The sequence below is a fragment of the Phormidium tenue FACHB-1050 genome, from assembly GCF_014696925.1.
In the GTDB taxonomy this organism is placed as follows: Bacteria; Cyanobacteriota; Cyanobacteriia; order Pseudanabaenales; family Pseudanabaenaceae; genus Pseudanabaena.
On record NZ_JACJQY010000057.1, the window covers coordinates 1 to 18,547 of the forward strand.

18 protein-coding genes, 1 pseudogene and 2 CRISPR repeat arrays are annotated in these 18,547 nt (G+C 44.7%); of the genes and pseudogenes, 4 read left to right on the forward strand and 15 right to left on the reverse strand.

Features of this window, described 5'->3' with window-relative positions:
• Window positions 1-193: 193 nt before the first annotated feature.
• From H6G05_RS22430 to H6G05_RS22465, 8 genes are all read right to left on the reverse strand, one after another.
• The gene (locus H6G05_RS22430; protein WP_206756225.1) at window positions 194-1,684 is read right to left on the reverse strand and encodes a TrbI/VirB10 family protein; all 1,491 of its coding nucleotides are present in this window, start codon (window positions 1,682-1,684) and stop codon (window positions 194-196) included.
• A 36-nt stretch (window positions 1,685-1,720) separates the two neighbouring features.
• Complete coding sequence (locus H6G05_RS22435; RefSeq protein WP_190581755.1) at window positions 1,721-2,554, reverse strand: hypothetical protein; 834 nt, start codon at window positions 2,552-2,554, stop codon at window positions 1,721-1,723.
• Window positions 2,555-2,559: 5 nt separating this feature from the next.
• Window positions 2,560-3,597, reverse strand: coding sequence for a hypothetical protein (locus H6G05_RS22440; RefSeq protein ID WP_190581757.1), 1,038 nt, complete (start codon window positions 3,595-3,597; stop codon window positions 2,560-2,562).
• A gap of 11 nt (window positions 3,598-3,608) precedes the next feature.
• Window positions 3,609-4,574 (reverse strand): hypothetical protein, encoded by a 966-nt coding sequence (locus tag H6G05_RS22445; RefSeq protein WP_190581759.1) that lies wholly within the window; start codon window positions 4,572-4,574, stop codon window positions 3,609-3,611.
• A 31-nt stretch (window positions 4,575-4,605) separates the two neighbouring features.
• Entirely contained in the window at window positions 4,606-7,353 is a 2,748-nt protein-coding gene (locus H6G05_RS22450; RefSeq protein WP_190581761.1) for a hypothetical protein, read from the reverse strand.
• A complete protein-coding gene (locus tag H6G05_RS22455) occupies window positions 7,340-7,660 on the reverse strand; it encodes a hypothetical protein (RefSeq protein WP_190581763.1) in 321 nt (106 codons plus the stop codon). Before H6G05_RS22455 ends, H6G05_RS22450 begins: the two co-directional genes overlap by 14 nt.
• A gap of 4 nt (window positions 7,661-7,664) precedes the next feature.
• Window positions 7,665-8,246 (reverse strand): hypothetical protein, encoded by a 582-nt coding sequence (locus H6G05_RS22460; protein ID WP_190581765.1) that lies wholly within the window; start codon window positions 8,244-8,246, stop codon window positions 7,665-7,667.
• 175 nt (window positions 8,247-8,421) lie between these two features.
• Window positions 8,422-8,670, reverse strand: coding sequence for a helix-turn-helix domain-containing protein (locus H6G05_RS22465; RefSeq protein ID WP_094533521.1), 249 nt, complete (start codon window positions 8,668-8,670; stop codon window positions 8,422-8,424).
• 302 nt (window positions 8,671-8,972) lie between these two features.
• Here H6G05_RS22465 and H6G05_RS22470 point away from each other — a divergent pair, with 302 nt between their 5' ends.
• The gene (locus H6G05_RS22470; protein ID WP_190581767.1) at window positions 8,973-9,956 is read left to right on the forward strand and encodes an SDR family NAD(P)-dependent oxidoreductase; all 984 of its coding nucleotides are present in this window, start codon (window positions 8,973-8,975) and stop codon (window positions 9,954-9,956) included.
• Window positions 9,957-9,978: 22 nt separating this feature from the next.
• Here the strand turns inward: H6G05_RS22470 and H6G05_RS22475 are convergent, their stop codons facing one another.
• Window positions 9,979-10,356: a calcium-binding protein gene (locus tag H6G05_RS22475; protein WP_190581769.1), complete on the reverse strand. Its 378-nt coding sequence runs from the start codon at window positions 10,354-10,356 to the stop codon at window positions 9,979-9,981.
• Window positions 10,357-10,525: 169 nt separating this feature from the next.
• A CRISPR array of direct repeats spans window positions 10,526-11,324; the repeat unit is 35 nt; unit sequence GTTTCCGTCCCCTTGCGGGGAAATGGGTATGAAAC.
• A gap of 84 nt (window positions 11,325-11,408) precedes the next feature.
• On the opposite strand from H6G05_RS22475, the gene H6G05_RS22480 reads away from it, so the two are divergent.
• The 3 genes from H6G05_RS22480 (at window position 11,409) to H6G05_RS22490 (ending at window position 13,151) form a co-directional block, all read left to right on the forward strand.
• A complete protein-coding gene (locus tag H6G05_RS22480; protein WP_190581771.1) occupies window positions 11,409-11,651 on the forward strand; it encodes a hypothetical protein in 243 nt (80 codons plus the stop codon).
• Between the two features lie 850 nt (window positions 11,652-12,501).
• Entirely contained in the window at window positions 12,502-12,735 is a 234-nt protein-coding gene (locus tag H6G05_RS22485) for a hypothetical protein (protein ID WP_190581772.1), read from the forward strand.
• Window positions 12,732-13,151 (forward strand): putative toxin-antitoxin system toxin component, PIN family, encoded by a 420-nt coding sequence (locus tag H6G05_RS22490; RefSeq protein ID WP_190581774.1) that lies wholly within the window; start codon window positions 12,732-12,734, stop codon window positions 13,149-13,151. The genes H6G05_RS22485 and H6G05_RS22490 overlap by 4 nt, the downstream gene beginning before the upstream one ends.
• A 376-nt stretch (window positions 13,152-13,527) precedes the next feature.
• On the opposite strand, the gene H6G05_RS22495 is transcribed toward H6G05_RS22490, so the two are convergent.
• From H6G05_RS22495 to csx2, 6 genes and pseudogenes are all read right to left on the reverse strand, one after another.
• Entirely contained in the window at window positions 13,528-13,692 is a 165-nt protein-coding gene (locus H6G05_RS22495; RefSeq protein WP_190581776.1) for a hypothetical protein, read from the reverse strand.
• A 33-nt stretch (window positions 13,693-13,725) separates the two neighbouring features.
• Window positions 13,726-14,354: direct repeats of the CRISPR family, unit length 35 nt; unit sequence GTTTCCGTCCCCTTGCGGGGTAATGGGTGTGAAAC.
• 244 nt (window positions 14,355-14,598) lie between these two features.
• On the reverse strand, window positions 14,599-14,874 hold the full coding sequence (gene cas2 / locus H6G05_RS22500; RefSeq protein ID WP_190581778.1) for a CRISPR-associated endonuclease Cas2: 276 nt from the start codon (window positions 14,872-14,874) through the stop codon (window positions 14,599-14,601).
• Window positions 14,875-15,792 carry a CRISPR-associated endonuclease Cas1 gene (gene cas1 / locus H6G05_RS22505; protein ID WP_322096421.1) on the reverse strand — a complete coding sequence of 306 codons (918 nt, stop codon included), beginning with the start codon at window positions 15,790-15,792 and terminating at the stop codon, window positions 14,875-14,877.
• 39 nt (window positions 15,793-15,831) lie between these two features.
• The gene (locus tag H6G05_RS22510; protein WP_190581780.1) at window positions 15,832-16,200 is read right to left on the reverse strand and encodes a reverse transcriptase family protein; all 369 of its coding nucleotides are present in this window, start codon (window positions 16,198-16,200) and stop codon (window positions 15,832-15,834) included.
• A 150-nt stretch (window positions 16,201-16,350) separates the two neighbouring features.
• Window positions 16,351-16,632, reverse strand: a pseudogene (locus tag H6G05_RS26085) (four helix bundle protein); the annotation flags it as partial.
• An 876-nt stretch (window positions 16,633-17,508) separates the two neighbouring features.
• Entirely contained in the window at window positions 17,509-18,525 is a 1,017-nt protein-coding gene (gene csx2 / locus H6G05_RS22520; RefSeq protein ID WP_190581798.1) for a TIGR02221 family CRISPR-associated protein, read from the reverse strand.
• Between the last annotated feature and the right edge of the window lie 22 nt (window positions 18,526-18,547).

Consider the following 18,547-nt stretch of genomic DNA (forward strand, 5'->3'; position numbering starts at 1 on the left):
TTGCAAGCAAAGCGTTTTATCCGTCAGTACTATCACTTACTAAAGAACTTTGACAATGTGAAGAGGTTATTTGAGTTAGTCACTCATCTTCAAGTCTTTTGCTTTGAGAAGATTTTTAAGTATGGCTTTTTTCCACAACTCATTTAGGATTGCTATAGAACTTGATCGTTAATAGAAGATTGGTATTAATTAGCTAGAAAGTCACAGTTTGATTGACAAACACTTGCAGTTCTTTCCCTGCGGGGATAAAGAAGACATTGGGACGAGTTTTAATCTCCTCGATCGCCTGTTGACTGCGACGATTCAAAGTTTCTGAGAGAATGCCAAAGCCACCACTAATCGCCGCACCAATATAGTTGGGCGGTGGCGCGGTACTGACCGTGGCACTACCGCCAATAGATGAGATGCTGCTGGTAGTTGTGGGGCTATTGGTAAGTTTGCCAACTTCAGCTAACGCCGAAGTAATAAAGGTTGCTGCATCCATACCGCTAATTTCTGACCCGCGATCGAAGTACTTGTCTGCCACTAAAGGCGCACCCTCCGCACCACGAATGGAGATGGCATTGGGTGGTGGAATCAACTCGCGACCCGCGATCGCTATACCAACTACATCCAATTCAGCTAGTCCTGATTTCGCATCGAGGGGACGAGCAGTAACAATTAAAACCGCATCCGCAGGAATCACAGGCTTGCCATCCGCTGTCGCGATTGGCTCTTGGAGAGTGACGATGAATTTAGGAATGAGTCCAGGGGCGCTACCCATAGTCCGACTGCCATCGGTGGAGAACACGACCGATGTTTTCAATGCGGCTTTAGCCGTTGTGCCGACTAGCAAAGTATTGGCAGGTGTGGCTCTTGGCAAAGATTTTTCTGCTTGAGCGAGGTAGTTGGTAAGTGAATTTAAGGGTGGCTTCTCAATCGAAGGAATTGCAGAATTGGGATTGTTGGCATTATTTGTAGCAACAGGACTGACAGCGATCGCACGGGACATTTCCGTAGGCGCAGCCAGATTGCCATAACTACCAATACTCGCCAAGCGCTGCCATTCGTCTGCGGGATTTTTAGCTTCAGGTGGACTAGCAGAAAAGTTGCGTGGAGGAAGCATCACAGGGGTGGGCTGTGACATCACCTGTTGCATTGGTATTGGTTGAACTGGCGGAACCGATAGGTTTCTTACAGGTGCAATTGGCGGCAAATCAACAGGCTTTGCAGGATTAGCTTCTAATTTGTCTTTGGAGTCAACTTTAGAATCTGACTTTGGTAGATTCGTTGGACTTAGTGTTTTCAACTTGCCACCCGAAAGCTGACTGCCTAAAGCTAAATCCGTCTTGAACTTGGCAATTTCCGCATCCTTCGGATCGACCATTGGGTTCAGGAAAAGCTGCGGGTCATCACTGGTAACTGTTAATTGCTTCGCATTAGAGGGCGACATGATGCTATTCATGAATAGTCCTACCAGCAAAAATCCTAGAGAACCGACCCCACCAACCAAAGCTATCTTAGAAAAAGGACTACCAACAATACCCCTAATTGTTCGATATTGTTCTGGATCTGGGGCTTCACTGAAATCATCAATTGCCAAGCCCGCATCATGGTTAACATCGGGTTGAAACCCAGTTAACTCAGCAAAGTCAATCTCATCGCTTAAGCTTACTGATTGTGGTTCTTGAACTTCGGTAATCATCACAACTCCTTGAAGTATCGACAAAAATGGAAAAAGTTATTTCAAATCATTTCTGGTGAGATCCCGCATGGCATAGATTTCTAGCCCAGAGGATCTAACTTTGAAAATGGCTTGCTCCAACGGTGAAGCATCAGATTTAAGATTTGGTACATCGACCGCCTGAATAAAAATTTCCTTGTTAAAGGGAACCGATTCGCCCACTTGATTGAGGGGACTGAAAGTAACCAGATTTGCCACTAGATTGACTTTCCATTTCCCTTTCTCAATCTCTTCAGGAGCCGTAATCGTCTGCGGCACTAGAATTACCTTGCTGCCACCTGAGAAAACCTCTATGGGCGTGAGTTCTGCGATCGATGAAAGCAATCCTTTACGGAAGTCTTCGGAAAAAGCAAAGCTGGCTTGCCAAGCCGTGGTAGTAATTTTCTTTTTCAAGCCCTTGTCCGCAGTAACTTCCACACCAGTATCTAAAAGCGGCTTGCCATTTTGACTAGCATCAGAGGGTAGTTCCCCCGTCCATGTCATTAGCGCCATCACCTGCTGGGTAACAAACTGCTTCACCACTTCAGGAGATCTGGTTTTATTCTCACTGGCGATCGCGGTAATTGCTTTTCCGTCCGACAACTGCACCAGTGTTGGTGGTTTCTGAGAAGCAAGGGAAGCATATGCACCGATTAGAGCGATCAGTCCCAAGCTATTGAGTGCCGATAAGCCAAGTATGCCGAACAAAATCGATACCACCAATACGTCTTTAGGAGTTTTGGCTTTACCACGGTGGGATAGACCAGTAGGAATAAAGCGATGGAAAGCATTAGTTTCATCTGTTTCTGTTTTTGGTTCAGTATTCACTTCTGGATTTGGATATGAGTTCATGGGAATTACCTAGAGATGCGTAGACCGATATTTAAACCTGCGGAAGCGGCGGCACTTGCTGCCGAGAGGATGGCGCTAAAGATTGCCATGCCACCACCTGCCGATAGAGATAGCGCCAGAATTGGTGCAAGTAGTCCCAGCACAATCGCGATCGAGAGTGTATCCATTTGGGCTGAAGCGGCGATTGCTGTGGCGGCAAGTCCCGTGACAATGTTCAGGCTCAGCTTTGCCATTCCCAATGACCAGAATCCTGTCATCCAGGCATAGAGAGGCTTAGCGCCAATCGGCAGTAAAGAAGCACCAACTGCAAGAGGACCGAGTAGACCTGTAAGCAAAAAACCGACCTCAATCAAAGCCTGAAACGCGGACTGCATTGCTACCATAAAAGTCTCGATCGCTGCCAGCATAATTGACCTTGAAATCACCGTGCCGGGGAAGAGATTCGTAACGGCTTCGAGAGGGTTTTCACTTGCCTTCTGGATTTGTTTTTGTAACTTGCCCACCAGAGCCGCAGCAACTGCACCGTAGTTAGATTGATAATTACCGAGCAAAGCTTGAGCTTTGGTATTCACCTCTTGTAAGCAGACCTGCATCTCCTCATTCTTGGTGAGCCCATTGCATTGCTGACGGTAAGCAATAATTTGCTCTTGGGCGACCGAGAAATCAGCTAGGGCTGATAGAGTTTTCTCCAATTGGGCGGTGGAGGTAATTGCGCCTAAAACTGAGTTATTGGCATTGTTAATCACTGTCCGCATCCCATTGGTGAGTCCGATCAGGTTTTGACCACCATTGGTGAGTAGGACAATCACAATTACTGGCCAGATTAATTCGCCAAACTGCCTATAGCTCTGGTCATCAATCAGGTTTTTAGTGAATTGGATGATCCATAGCAACAGCGAAGCCACGGCAATGATTAAACCCAGATTGGTGAGTGCTTGGTAGAGAGTGCCATTGAAGGCAAGTTCCCAAGTGTTCTGCCATGAGCCTTGAACCGCTAGCGATACCTCTTCTGAATTGTTGACAATCGCTTGAGCAATCAGCATAGGTCATCTCGCTATCTTAGAAAGGTATAGGGCATCCGTTGTTGCACGGTTGAGTTACGCTCCATCAGACGATCTTGGCGATCGCCTTTGAGTGAGGCGTTAATCTGGTCAAGATTGAGCAGTGATGTGGCTCCCTGTTGGGTTTGTTGCACTTGCAGCGCTAATTGTTGAGCGTCAATCTGAGCGCGTTGGCTATTCTGTTCGGCTACCTGTGAGTTCTGCTCCGATAGCAACCCCAGTTGATTAGCGACATTACCGACCTGACTAGCATTGTTACCAAACTGGGAAGCAATATTGGCAAGGATTGCCGAATTACCCGCATTCTGTTGTGCCACAATCTTGAGGACATCCTGTGTTGATATGGCGGCTTGCGCCTGCTGCGACAATCCATCCACCTGTTGGGAACGGGACAATGAGTTCTGAGCAAAGGTGACCGAGTTTGCCGCGATCTGTTGGGAGACATCAGCGATCGCGGTGCTAGTTTCTGCACCTGTCGCTGTATTCAAAGATAGCTGTCCAACGTTCTGAGCATTGACGAGCATATCTTCAAGGGTTTTCTTCAACCTTGCTTGCCCCTCTTCTCCCAATACATTTTGGATAGAGGTATTCGTAATTGCCGAGGTGACCACACCTTGATTGATCAATGTGCCATTTAGCCCCGCATTGTTAAAAGCTCCCTCAATCTGAGCGAGGACTGTGGCTTCGGCTTTACTGGGATCTGGTAATCCCAGTTGCCCGATTGACTGAGTAACGGCGGCTTGTACCTGTGGTAAGTACTGCCCCAATATCTTGTCCATTTGAGCTTTTAAGAAATCGCCAGAATTAATCGAGGTAATCAGTTGATTGACCTGTTGGATTAATCCTGTGAGTTCGGGTGGTAATGGCACTTGAGCATCCGCAGGGTGGGGACTCAGGATCAAGAGCGAACAGGTTGCGAGGCTGATCACTGAAATCTGACGGGTTTTTAGTTTGTTCATGGCGGTGTAATAAGTTTCTAGAGATGAAGAATTAAGCAGCCAATTCGGGCAGTTTCAACTTGCGCCCATCCCTCAAAGCACTTGCCATCTCTCGCGAGAATGCGGCTAAACCTTTGTAGGGATCTGCCATCGCCAGCATGTAAGCGGTACGCGCTTCCTGCTCATCGGGATTGTTTGCCACAACGCCCAGTTGGATATAGCTAGGGAAAAAGCGCACGAATGTATAAATTCCCGCATCATCTAGCAGCCATTGCGAATAGATCGCCTCACGTTTCGGAAAGAAACGCTCCTCTGCATTCTGGGCAATCACCTCTCTGGGATATTTGAGAATGCTAACAAAGCTATCCACTGCCGAGGGTTGGATGCGACCAATCAATCTGGTTGATAGGTTTTGGAGGATTTTCGGAGCCGAGGGAGATCTGGCGATTGTGTCAGGGTCTTGGGCGGAAATAATTACCTTGATGCCCGCCTTGGCTCCATTGGCACAGAGCCTTGCCACCATTTCCGAAATGGTGGGATATTCAAATAGAATTGGCGCTTCATCAATAAACAGTATGCTGGCTGGGGATGATAAGGCACGCCTCAGGGCGGCGGAATATGCCGATAAAGCTAAAATCGCGGCATCCTCAGCTTCCGATAGATTACGCAGGGCAAACACCAATAGTCTGGCATCACTACGAAAAGTCGATGGACGGGAAATGGCACGACCAATCCTAGAGTTAAGCCAGAATCGAAGCTGAATCACAATTTGATTTGTCGCCTGATCGATCTGTTCGCTATCGGCAACATCGGAGGTAATATCCGCTTTGCCCTCCGTCAAAAAGTAATCGAGAAAGTCCGACAGCGTGGGCATATTGCTCCATGCTTCTGTCCCGAATCCATCAGCGATCGCCTGATCGTATCTGGCTTTAATTTGCGGATCGTCAAAAAAGGCATTGACCACAGGCACTAACAAAGCTCGAATCAATTGCCGCAGTTGCCTTTCCGATGAGGATAAATCGTGCTGACTTGCCCCGAACACCATCGTCATCAGTGCCGATTCTACAAAAGACTTGAAATCCCGCAGTCGTTCATCTGCTTGTTCATGGTCAAAGGCTCGCAGATCTGGAAGTTCCAGTAAGTTTGAGGACTCTTTGCTAATGTCGAAATAGGCTCCCAGTTCACCGATGAAATGGGTATAGTCCGTAAACGTACTTGTGCCATCAGGTTTTGGGAAGTCTAAAGCCACAATTTGCTGTTCGTGGCATAGGGCTTGAGACAAAAACGCCGATACTAATACCGACTTACCCGCACGGGTGGTTGCAAAAATACCAATATTGCGATGCTTACGCACGTCGATATATAAAGGCATCCCGCCTTCTTCGGTAATCAGTTCAAAACCAGTCTCATCGACAGATCTGGGCATCACACAACCTGTAAAGGCAACCGCTTCATCGGATAGATAAACATGGCGACGGGGGAATGGTTGAGTCAGTAGATTTCCTACGGTCACAGGTAGGGTTTGCTTCCACATCAGCCATGCATATTCAGTTTCGCGTTCGACCCAAGCGGGACGTTGGAAGCAACTGCAAAAATAGCGACAGGCATCATCAAGGGCAATCAAGTTAGGGCGGCGAATTAAGATTGCTACGGCTACGTTAATTGGCATGGCTCCTTCATATAGTGCTTCCTGTGCCTTAACTGCTTTTTGCTGTTTCAGTGACGCATTGACGTTGATGTTATTCAAGGAAGCGGATTGCTCTTGCGAGACAATGCTCTGCTTGGTAACCCGTTGCATATTCGCTTTGACAATCGTTTCATTGGCTCTCGTGAACTGACAAAACACTTCCGTATTTGCTACCGAGTCACGGGCGATCGCCTCCCAGAGATAGCGCATCTGCTTACCCTTAGATACCCAGCCGCCTGGTTTATCCATGAAGGTGAGTACACCAATATATTCACCCTTGAGGTGAACGAAGCCATTGTCAGCAAAGGGAATTGAGTCGGGTCGCTCTAGTAGTAACGTTTTCAAATGCACTTGGGTATTGACTCGCTCTTCCACACCCCGCTCTGACATAACCAACAATTGCGGAATCGCAGGAGGATTGCTGTTATTGAATTGCCGCCAGAGATGCTCCCATAGTTCCTGCTCGGTCAAGGGTCGCAGGTCTAAACCCATGCGATTAACTAGAATCTGTTCCCAGTTCAAGAAACCATCGGTAAAAGCTTTAGCAAAAGCAATCTCATGTCGTTCCTGCTCGATTTCCTTTTCCTGACCCATCAATTGCTGCGATAGCCTCTGTATCCAAGCCAGTGCTTTTTCCAGAACATCATTGCCTTCAGCCGTGGAACCACGCAGGGTATAGGTGGCATAGAGTCTCAGGAATTTTGGTTTGCGTAGTCCTGATTTGGCTAATTCCTGCACCCTTTGCTTTTCACCCATAACCAGAAACTTGAGTTGCGGCGTATCCGCTTGTTCATAGAGTTCTTGGAGTTGCTGTTGGCGATCGCTGTCGGAACTAACCGAACCAAAATGCACCGTCAGCTTTTCGCCGTCAGGAATATCTTTCAATCCAGACTGAATCGCCTCAAATAATGATTCTTCCTGCTCTGTTGATAGCGTCGTATGAATTCCCTTCGACTCCCAGCCAAATACAAACTGTAATGACTCTAGCGACGATTGACCTTGCTTAAGGACAAAACAACTAACGGCGCGACCGCGTAACTCAAACTTGAGCAGGCATTCCACAGCAAGCTCTTTTTCAAAGTGCTTATATCGTTTTTGATTAACGCTCTGCATACTTTCTTACCTCCTGCTTACGCATTCCCCTATACTGATAAACGCCTCGCGTCCATCGCGGCACAGGGATAAATTTTGATAAAAACCGATAGGGTTTGGAACCTGTCAAGATCCACCATGTTGCATCACCCCAAGCCACAATCAGCAATACCCACAACCAAGGCATATTTAGAACTACGTAGCAAATCATGAATAGGGTAAAGCTGATAATCGCCCAAGGAATAATTAGCTCGGTGGGAAAAGGTCCAATCTTCGGACTTGCCCCCAAAATGGCATTGACCTTACGGAATTTGTACTCTTCTGCCATAGTGTTAGGCTGCACCCGTGATAATGCCTGCCAAAATGTCGCCCATCGTCACCGTAACTACTAGAATCAACGGCGTTCTCGCCATTTGTTGCCAATCATCGTCGTTTCTGGCTGATTGAATCACCTTTACCAGTCCAATACCTAGATAGATTACAAACAAGGCTCGCAACACATTGAAAATCAGGGCAACTAGTCCTGTATCAATCCCAGGAATTGCCCCTGTCATCCATGTCTGAGTCCTATTGAAAAACTGGGCTTGAGCTGGCTCCACTGTGAGAATTAGCAGTAAACCAATCACAAAACCAATGGCGATACCCAGTAATAAAACGGGACTGTACTTGGATTGCCGAATCAATTGCTCGAATTTGCCATAGAGCATCAGCAATACCTTTGGGAAGGCTATCAGCAAACCAATCAAGGCTAGTAAAGCCGTGAGATACATCCCTTTAGAGCAAGCAAAGGTCATGACGATTCCCACAATTGAAGCCGTCAATGTGGCTATCTGAAGATTTTGGATTTGGCTGAGGAAGTTACTGCGGTGGGGACTATAGGGAACTCTCAGAGAATTAATTGGATAGGTTTTCATAGTTGCTATCTAGAAAAATGTGAGATATGAGAAATAGATGCACAAAAGCCATAGGCAACAAAGCGATCTGATTACCTTTGCACCTCTACTTTTGAAAAGCATTCTGATTGATAGTTCTTTTCTCGTCAATAACCGAACAGCATACGCACTGTCGATTTAGGCTGTATTTGAAACATCACGATCGTCGCCGCCGATCTGCTAAGGCATCATTTAAGCCACCTTGCAGATATTGCTTCCGCAACCTCCAGAGACGGGTTCTTTTAACCCGCAGCACTCGCATTACTTCTGAGATATCAACACCGTCATGCAGGGCAAGTAATACTTGTGCGCGATTGATGGTTGATGCATGACTATTACCTTTTAGGCATAGAGCCACGCATTGGCGATAATCGGTGTTGGTGAGGGTGATTTTTAGTCTTTCCATGTTTCAAATAACGTTTTGTAAAGTTTGGCGTGGGGCTACTTTTTTTGCTAATCATTACTTTTGTCGGACAATTATTTGTTAACTTTCCTGACTAGAATGTTTTATGTAACACAAATTTTATAAGCATAATCTTCTCAACTAATCTCTGGAAATATTTCATAGGGAAGATTCAGCATATTTTATATCTATTGTTGAAGATGAGAGAGGGAAAATCAAACAATACGAGAGACTGGTCATGCCGATCGCTAGTTCATCAGTAAGCGATAATTGGAAAGTGGTTCGCAAAATGGAGATGGTTTATCATGGCAGGAAATTTAAAAGGGAAAGTTGCCTTGGTAACAGGGGCTTCACGGGGAATTGGCAAAGGTATTGCTATTGGTTTGGGTGAATCAGGTGCGTTGGTTTATATCACGGGGCGCAGTGTGAATCAGACAAATTCTATAGATTCTATTTCCGGTAGTTTACTAGAAACCAAAACCGCCATAGAAAAAGTGGGTGGAATTTGTATAGCAGTTCCCGTTGATCACAGTGATGATGAGCAAATTAAATCTCTATTTGAGCAAATTGATCGCGAACAAAATGGACAATTGGATCTCTTGGTGAATAATGCCTATGGTGGCGTGCGATCGCTAATCTCTTCTAACGGTAAACCATTTTGGGAAGCAGATCTGAGTCTTTGGGATGCTTGCAATCAAGTTGGTTTGCGAAGTCACTATGTAGCAAGTCATTTTGCTGCGAAGATGATGACTCAACGCAAACAAGGTTTGATTGTGACGATTTCTTCTTGGGGTGGGTTAGCTCCTATCTTTGGTGTTGCCTATGGTACTGGTAAATCTGCTTGCGATCGCCTTGCATCCGATATGGCTGTCGAACTAAAGCCGTTTAATGTTGCTTCGATTTCACTCTGGCCGGGGATTGTTGGGACTGAGCAGTTTCATCAGTTGGCTGCCGACAATCTTGAGAATAATGATAGTAATCTTGGTGTGGCGGCGATCGCTGATAAATTCAATTGGGAAACTCCTTTGTTTGTCGGTAGGGTAATTGCTGCTCTATATAATGATTCAGCCCTGATGAAGCGAACTGGGATAGTTCAGATTGTGGCGGAATTAGCGGCACGTTATGGAATAGTTGATGAGTATGAGCATCGTCCTGTTTCTTTACGTTCCCTCAGATTTTTATTGGCGCAAGGTTTACCTCGTCTTAAAACCAGAGCTAAATCCATTCCTGATCTGCGTGTGCCTTGGTGGATTCTCCTGTTAACTGTTCTCAAGTCGCCAAAAATTTAAAATCGCTTCTGCATTGCTAGAGCTAAAATCCATAATTCATGTCTATCCAATATTGCCAGTCTGCTAACGCTTCTTCGGTGTCTGGATCTGGGTTTATGGCTTCGATATCTGATAGTTTTGCGGTAAAGGTGTCATCGCTTTCGCCAATGTAGGCTACTTCGACATACATATTGCTTTCACAATCTTCTTCTGAAGCCATGCTTAACACTTCAACTTCTTTTTCGGCTATCGCACCTGTTTTTCTAGTTTTCTTTTTCCATTTGGCAAGAAATGGGAAAGTGATTTTGTCTTGGAGGTAGTAGTACCAACCCATTGCTCTTTCTGATTCGTCGTAGGCATCGACTACTATTTCATAGTCAATTCGATTTTCTCTGATGGGATCGGTTTGTTTATTGATCATGGATTATATTTTGGGTTTGTGAAGTGGGGGAAGTAAAAGGCGGAAGATCGAAGAATGAAATTTAAGATTGTAATTTTACGCGATCACGATAATTTTTAGCATTTCTATGTTTTTTTGTGCTTCGTCTTTCTTTCCCTCTTCGATCTTCAGTCTTCTCTCTTTCCCTTCCGTTTCCGTCCCCTTGCGGGGAAATGGGTATGAAACATTGCTCCGAACAACACCGTTGCTCCAACAATTGCTCCTGTAAGGTTTCCGTCCCCTTGCGGGGAAATGGGTATGAAACTGACTTCTAAAGCGCTGGCTACTTGGTTAGTAGTAAGTGTTTCCGTCCCCTTGCGGGGAAATGGGTATGAAACCGGGCTGCACTTGAAAGCAACAGCGAACAAAAGGTTCGTCAAGTTTCCGTCCCCTTGCGGGGAAATGGGTATGAAACTACATGTGATTGTAATTTTTTCATGCTTGGCCATTATAATATTGTTTCCGTCCCCTTGCGGGGAAATGGGTATGAAACTCTTACGCTATCCTCTCTTTTGAAGCTAGCAAAGACTGGGAGTTTCCGTCCCCTTGCGGGGAAATGGGTATGAAACGTCATGCAAATTTTTGACTTACTGCAAGATAAAGGCTGTTTCCGTCCCCTTGCGGGGAAATGGGTATGAAACCAACCTTTGTGAAACGAAGTGGGTTTGCTCGTAGAAATCTCAGGTTTCCGTCCCCTTGCGGGGAAATGGGTATGAAACCTATTCCTGTGATTCTTGCCTCGGTAATTGGTGCGCTTAGTTTCCGTCCCCTTGCGGGGAAATGGGTATGAAACAGGAGGCGTTCACGTTTCTTTGTGTAAATTCATTCTAACCAGTTTCCGTCCCCTTGCGGGGAAATGGGTATGAAACGGAGTATTAGATTTTGCTAAATCAGAAAGAGAAGAAGCTTATGATGTTTCCGTCCCCTTGCGGGGAAATGGGTATGAAACACTTGCAATTTTTAAGCCATACCTAGCAAACATTTCAAAGGGGTCAATCGACACACCTCATTTTAGTCTCAATAAGAACACCTTATTGACAGGTTTTCAAGAAAACGGACATCTTGGAACCCTTGCTAGGTATATCATCGACACACCTCAACGAGATTATGCGGTTTTCAAGGTTCGAGGGGGATGCGTCGATTTGACGATACAAATCACACTAAAGGCTAAAAACAAAAAAGTCAACCTAAATAATGTAAACATTTGGTGGAGGCTTTGGCAACGCACCAGCGCGATCGCTAAAGCCTTTGGCAAAGCATCAGACAGTATCCAATAAAAATGAAAATTATCCTCCAGTGGATTTACTGGCTTTTTACCTACTGATACTGCTTTTTGATCGCTTTTGGTGCGATTGCGTAGGTCAAGCATTAGGGGAAAGACGGAAGATCGAAGGTCGAAGAATGAAAATCAAGAAAATGATTTTACGCGCTCGCAACAACTTTAGCATTGTTATATTTTTCTTCCACTTCGTCTTTCTTCATTCTTCAATCTTTCCCTTCCGTTTCCGTCCCCTTGCGGGGTGTTTGGGGTGAAAGCAACTCAGATCGGTGAAAACGTTGATTTGAAAGTGTTTGATAGTTTCCGTCCCCTTGCGGGGTGTTTGGGGTGAAAGCCGACTACGAAAACGGAACTTTTGAACGTGGCGAACAAGTGTTTCCGTCCCCTTGCGGGGTGTTTGGGGTGAAAGTCCTCACATTTTTGAGGCTTACACAGTAAAGCTTTTAATAGGGTCGATCTCCATAGGTCATTTACATAGTCAATAAGCTTGCTAAATTCGCAATAAGACTACAACTGTAAAGGCGGAAATCCTTATGGAGAGCGCGACCTCCAGAGGTCAACGTAATAATGCGGTTTTCAAGGTACATGCCACCTATGGAGGTAACTGACAAAACTATAAATGCAAAATCAAGTTTTTGTCTAGTTTAATAATATTAAATTATGTAAAAACTAGGCGGCGGTGCTGGTGGATTGCTGCCGACAGTCAGAAACTTAGGCAACGCATCAGACGAAAGAATGAAGGTGGAAGGTCGAAGAAGGAAGAAAGAGAATTAAGAATGTAGTTTTAGACGATCGCTGATCTAGAAATTTTTTGTATAGTTGTTATATGTTAATGAGGAGCATGAGCCATGACTACCGATAGTATGTTGCGCGATCGCTTAATTCAAAAGTTAGATGTGCTTGCTCCTGATGAGCTTAGCTCGGTTATAGATTTTGTGGATTTTTTAAATTACAAGAAACAAAAGTCTCTAGGTCAAAAATTTAGAGAATTGTTTCGTGAGACTCAAGCTTTAGCGGGTGTAAGCGAGATTACTGAAGAAGATATTGCTGCTGAGATTGCGGCGTATCGGAGAGGCGAATGAAGGTTGTAATTGATACCAATGTTATAGTTTCTGCTGTTTTGCGCGATCGCAATCCTGAGAAAGCTGTTTTATATGTTGTTGATCGTCCTGAAATATTTGACTGGGTTGTAAGTCCTGCGATTTTGGCGGAGTATAAACAAGTTTTAGGCAGACCGAAGTTCAAAGCTATTGATAATGTGAGATCTCATTGGCTAAATCTAATTGATGAGGCTGTAAAAATTATTGATGTGAGTACCTCTTTTGATTTTCCTAGAGATCCCAAGGATGCAAAGTTTTTGGAATGCGCGATCGCTTCTAATGCGGATTATTTAGTTACTGGCGATCGCGATTTTGATGAGGTTTCTGATTTGCAAAGTACACAGATTGTTTCTGCGTCAAGGTTTTTAGAAATAGTTGAAATAAAGACGGGAAAATAAAGGCGGAAGATCGAAGAATGAAGAATGAAATTTAAGAATGTAATTTTACGCGATCGCCACAATTTTAGCGTTTCAATATTTTCCCTAATCTTCATCTTTTCTCCACTCTTCCGCCTTCACCTTCCGTTTTTTCTTCTTCAACCAATAGCTCTAGCTTTTAGTACAGGACAAAAAACAAAGATTAAAAAATCGCTATAACCTATACCAATATTGATTTGTAGGGGTTTAGCATTTGTGCCAATCCCTCTAAATTGTTACTCCTATTTTTATTCGCAAATGCTAAACCCTTGATGCGATTCACCAACAAATTAGGACTGCGGTTAAGAATTTGTCGGCGAATGTCGGAGGTTTAGGGCAAAGCATTCCCGATTTGAGGTTATCTGCAAATTGGTAAATTGCGGCGGGAATGCTTTGCCCCTACGGTGCGATCGCGTAGGTCAAACATAGTTAGAAAGGCGGAAGAATGAAGGCTGAAGAATGAAATTAAGAGTTCGATTTTACATGATTGCAGTACTTCTATGTTTTTTCTTTCTTTTTTCATTCTTCGATCTTCATTCTTCGACCTTTCTCTTACGTTTCCGTCCCCTTGCGGGGTAATGGGTGTGAAACATCAACAACTCTAGTGTTAACTATCTAGGTACTTTCTGGGTTTCCGTCCCCTTGCGGGGTAATGGGTGTGAAACGCAAAGCAATAAGTGCAGGAGATATAAGTAAACAAAGTTTCCGTCCCCTTGCGGGGTAATGGGTGTGAAACAACTGCTCTAGCGTTGCAATTTGGTGATGTTTCTGCTTCTGCGTTTCCGTCCCCTTGCGGGGTAATGGGTGTGAAACATGGCATTTTTGCACTACTGCAGCCAATCCTGATTTGAAAGTTTCCGTCCCCTTGCGGGGTAATGGGTGTGAAACATGTGTACCCCACGATGTCACAAACGGGCTCAGTAAAGTTTCCGTCCCCTTGCGGGGTAATGTGTGTGAAACTGCAATCAATTCGGGACACGCGCATCACTGATGCGAAAGGGTTTCCGTCCCCTTGCGGGGTAATGGGTGTGAAACTTCAGTTTTGTTTGGCAGGCTGCGTTCTCATGCTTGGAGGGTTTCCGTCCCCTTGCGGGGTAATGGGTGTGAAACCTCAACTTCGTGCCCAATTGGCATCGGAAAACAATATCAAGTTTCCGTCCCCTTGCGGGGTAATGGGTGTGAAACCCCTCACATTTTTGAGGCTTACACAGTAAAGCTTTTAATAGGGTCGATCTCCATAGGTCATTTACATAGTCAATAAGCTTGCTAAATTCGCAATAAGACTACAAACATAAAAGCGGAAACCCTTATGGAGAGCGCGACCTCCAGAGGTCAACGTAATAATGCGGTTTTCAAGGTTCTTGCCACCTATGGAGGTGATTCCAAAAAATATAACTGCAAAATCAAGATTTTGTCTAGTTTAATAATATTAAATTATGTAAAAACTAGGCGGAGGTGCTGGTGGATTGCTGCCGATAGTCAGAGACTTAGGCAACGCATCCGACGGTATCCAGTATAACCGCACATTATCAACCTCAGGCTTTACCCGTTTTTTGATTTTAACGTGCAGTTTTTTCATGTCATCTAAACTTATAAAACACTCAAACACACTTTCTTGCACACGCCGCCCATGCCCCTCAAGAAAATTTGATAACTTGAGACGGCGCTTATCATCAGCAATATCGTAGACTACCAAAACTAGCATTTAGTCATTCCTGCGAAACGCCTCATAGGGTGCTTCGCCCAGCAAAGCCGACCGATACCGCCAGATTTGATGCTGGATCACCCGTCGATAGGAAATTTTTTCTTTGAGGTCAGCATAAGCGATTTTTAAAGAGATGCGCTCCTCAAAATGTTTGAGAAATACTCGCCTTGCATTATCAGCCAAGTAAATGCCACCATCCTTGTCTGGATAGGTAAAATCAGTAGGTTTCAGAATTTTTTTGTTAATCAAATTCATTACTAACGTATCAACCACAGGCGATCTAAACTCCTCCATCAGATCAAAAGCCAAATGCGTCTCCTTACGATCGCTACGATGCAAATTTCCCAAATAAGGATTTAACCCCTCCGCCAAAATCAAGCTCAACACATTGTTATAAAGCAACGTATAACCAAAACTCAGTAACGAATTAATAGGATCTTTAGGCGGACGGCGAGTTCTACCCGTCAAACTAAAACCCTCATTGGTAATCAATAGCCCTAAAGCCGCAAAATAACGATTTGCCGCAATCCCCTCATAACCTCGCAAACTTTCCAAAGTTTCAGCCGTCTCCACAGACTCAATATCGGACGTAATCCCCGCGATCGCAGTCGCCACATCCTCCAACAGCCGCTTACGATTTAGCCTCAACAACAACTGCTTCGAGTTCACCAACTTACCCCAGACGATCGCCCTAGCCGTCTCTAATTGAAAAGCAACATCCAAACGCTTTTGCCACTGCGCCTCCTCAGAAACTAGATCGCAAAACTCCGAATTCCATAGCTGTCCTTTATATTCGCCCATCTGCGTCAAAAAAATCACAGGAATTTTTGCATCCAAACAAGCAGAAATCGCTGAAGTGGTTAGCTGAATATTGCCAAATACTAAAGGGAGAAAGGCGGAAGAGGGAAGAAGGAAAATGAAGAACTTCGTCTTGGTATTGTCGTAATTTGCTCGTTTTTACCTTTTTCGTCCTCTAATCTTTCCTTCACTCTTCGACCTTCGATCTTCCGTCTTTATCTGCGGCTCTAGTAATGGATGCAGAATATTTAACAATGCATGTTGCACAATGCGATCGCGCACAGTTGGTACGCCTAACTCTCGCCATCCGCCAGCTTTTTTAGGAATGAATAACTGCCGCAATGGCATCGGGTGATAATAACCAGAAGCTAGCGATCGCCTCATTTGGCTTAGATAAGCTTCAGAATTTTTAGCAAAATGAGCCACACTTTCGCGATCGACACCCGCGCATCCATTTTTTGCTGCAACCCGTTCCCATGCAAGCTGAAAGTTTTCTGGACTCAGGAATTTATCACTAAAATTCTGCATCAGAGGGGAGGGATAAAGGCGGAAGACGGAAGGTCGAAGAGGAAAAAAAAGGCGGAAGATCGAAGAATGAAGAATGAAATTTAAGAATATAGTTTTACGCGATCCCGACAATTCTAGCGTTTCTATATTTTCTTGCTCTTCATCTTTTCTTCACTCTTCGACCTTCGTTCTTCCGTCTTTATTTTTCGCCTTTTTCACCAAAGTCACAAAAATCGCAATCAGTTCTTCCGCTTCTTGAATGAGATTAGCTAAGTTAGATGCTTTGATAATCTCAGCTTCAGCTAATAGCTCTAGCCAGTAAATACTTTCTTCTAGCTCTTGCAGTCCAACTTCAATTTTACTGATGTATTCCGCATTGGATCGCGCACGGGTTGCTTCTCGATAATGCGCCCCAACTGATGTTCCACTTCTCAGTACTTGTTTTCCTAATACTTGGGCTTCGGTGCTTTAGGGCAGTGATGTATATAATTTCACAATTCTCAATGCAAAGCTTTTGGTGCGATCGCGTAGGTCAAACATATATGGAAAGGCGGAAGAATGAAGGCGGAAGAATGAAATTAAGAGTTCGATTTTACATGATTGCAGTACTTCTATGTTTTTTCTTTCTTTTTTCATTCTTCGACCTTCATTCTTCGACCTTTCTCTTACGTTTCCGTCCCCTTGCGGGGAAATGGGTATGAAACGTTGTTTATCTTTTCATTAGTATGAACAAAATAGTGTTTCCGTCCCCTTGCGGGGTGTTAGGCGTGAAACAAAAGCTTGTTTAAATGTAGGCTTGAGCTTAGTATTCAGTTTCCGTCCCCTTGCGGGGTGTTAGGCGTGAAACCGTTATGTTACCTATGCTCTCTTGGCTGGTGATTCTTCCGTATTGGAAGAATCACGTTTCCGTCCCCTTGCGGGGTGTTAGGCGTGAAACAGGCTGCCAACGAGTAGCTTCAGTTGATGGTGGATTGATTGTATAGTTTCCGTCCCCTTGCGGGGTGTTAGGCGTGAAACCCCTCACATTTTTGAGGCTTACACAGTAAAGCTTTTAATAGGGTCGATCTCCATAGGTCATTTACATAGTCAATAAGCTTGCTAAATTCGCAATAAGACTACAACTGTAAAGGCGGAAATCCTTATGGAGAGCGCGACCTCCAGAGGTTAACGTAATAATGCGGTTTTCAAGGTTCTTGCCACCTATGGAGGTAACTGACAAAACTATAACTGCAAAATCAAGATTTTGTCTAGCTTCATAACATTAAATTATGTAAAAGCTAACAGTCAAGCCACCATAACTAAATGATTCCACATTTTTGAAATCCGTAATTAACCCAATAAAGACTTTTCAATATCAATCAGCGATCGCCCAATCCCCATCGCCTTTTCTCGGATATTCGTAGCCACCATCGGCTGCTTATTCATCCCACAATGCGCCAGATCATTCCGCAAATTAGCCAACTCCTTCCATAAAGTCGCGATCGCCCTAGCATTAGGAAGATCAGCCAACTCATCAAAATAGAAACTTTCCTTTGACACAAATCTCCGTCCCCGCCCATAAAACTTATGTCTCAAACGATTTAGCGCATCCTCTATCAGTTCACGACCTCCCCTATAGTCCAAAATATCCAACTCAAACCAGTAGGCAACCAACGACACCAGCCACTCCCTCGCTAGCGTCAAAGCCTGCACAATATAATTGCGCTCAATGTACCACTCAACCGTCTCCCTCTGGATTTCCAGATTTTGACGAATTGCATCCTTCTGCATAGGACGCTCTAACGCAAACTGCCCATATTCCGCCACAACGCGATCGCTCAACAACTGAAAAGGTCTTGCCCTCTGCCCAAAAGCATCCGCACTGCGTCTTAGCGTTGCCTCCAACTTTGCCGCCGAAGCCATCACCTCAATCGGTCTCGTAATACTCAGCGCCAAAGAAATCGTTTCAATAGCACTAGCTGCATTTTCTAAAGACACACTCAAATCTGACCAATCAGGGCGATCGCGCAATTCTCCACCAGTCGGTATCTCATTCCTCAATAGATCCACCAAAGCCTGACCATTCCCCATCTCCGTAAACCTTGTAGTCGCCGTAATCCAATCAATCATCGAAATAAATTCCGACAAATCAATCACAGGCGCAATTCCTTCCGTTTTTAACTCCAAAGCTCCATAGTAAATCGCCTCAATCGACACATTCTTCGCCGCCTTGAAATAAGCCGCAAGTAAAAACACCAGAAAAGGTAGCGATCTCAACCCGTGAGTAATATCAAAAATAACACTTTCCCCTTCAGGAATCTCCGCCGCAATAATCTCAAAGGTTTGCCACATCTCCTCCGTATCCATTCCTGTAGGAATATCCAGAGCC

Bases quoted from the DNA above. Each gene is read 5' to 3' on its own strand.
- H6G05_RS22435 (WP_190581755.1), bottom strand. From the start codon at position 2,554: ATGAACTCATATCCAAATCCAGAAGTGAATACTGAACCAAAAACAGAA.
- H6G05_RS22485 (WP_190581772.1), top strand. From the start codon at position 12,502: ATGACTACCGATAGTATGTTGCGCGATCGCTTAATTCAAAAGTTAGAT.
- H6G05_RS22450 (WP_190581761.1), bottom strand. From the start codon at position 7,353: ATGCAGAGCGTTAATCAAAAACGATATAAGCACTTTGAAAAAGAGCTT.
- H6G05_RS22510 (WP_190581780.1), bottom strand. From the start codon at position 16,200: ATGCAGAATTTTAGTGATAAATTCCTGAGTCCAGAAAACTTTCAGCTT.
- H6G05_RS22465 (WP_094533521.1), bottom strand. From the start codon at position 8,670: ATGGAAAGACTAAAAATCACCCTCACCAACACCGATTATCGCCAATGC.
- H6G05_RS22430 (WP_206756225.1), bottom strand. From the start codon at position 1,684: ATGATTACCGAAGTTCAAGAACCACAATCAGTAAGCTTAAGCGATGAG.
- cas2 (WP_190581778.1), bottom strand. From the start codon at position 14,874: ATGCTAGTTTTGGTAGTCTACGATATTGCTGATGATAAGCGCCGTCTC.
- H6G05_RS22490 (WP_190581774.1), top strand. From the start codon at position 12,732: ATGAAGGTTGTAATTGATACCAATGTTATAGTTTCTGCTGTTTTGCGC.
- H6G05_RS22455 (WP_190581763.1), bottom strand. From the start codon at position 7,660: ATGGCAGAAGAGTACAAATTCCGTAAGGTCAATGCCATTTTGGGGGCA.
- H6G05_RS22475 (WP_190581769.1), bottom strand. From the start codon at position 10,356: ATGATCAATAAACAAACCGATCCCATCAGAGAAAATCGAATTGACTAT.
- H6G05_RS22445 (WP_190581759.1), bottom strand. From the start codon at position 4,574: ATGAACAAACTAAAAACCCGTCAGATTTCAGTGATCAGCCTCGCAACC.
- H6G05_RS22460 (WP_190581765.1), bottom strand. From the start codon at position 8,246: ATGAAAACCTATCCAATTAATTCTCTGAGAGTTCCCTATAGTCCCCAC.
- H6G05_RS22495 (WP_190581776.1), bottom strand. From the start codon at position 13,692: ATGAAAAAAGAAAGAAAAAACATAGAAGTACTGCAATCATGTAAAATC.
- H6G05_RS22470 (WP_190581767.1), top strand. From the start codon at position 8,973: ATGGCAGGAAATTTAAAAGGGAAAGTTGCCTTGGTAACAGGGGCTTCA.
- H6G05_RS22440 (WP_190581757.1), bottom strand. From the start codon at position 3,597: ATGCTGATTGCTCAAGCGATTGTCAACAATTCAGAAGAGGTATCGCTA.
- csx2 (WP_190581798.1), bottom strand. From the start codon at position 18,525: ATGGATACGGAGGAGATGTGGCAAACCTTTGAGATTATTGCGGCGGAG.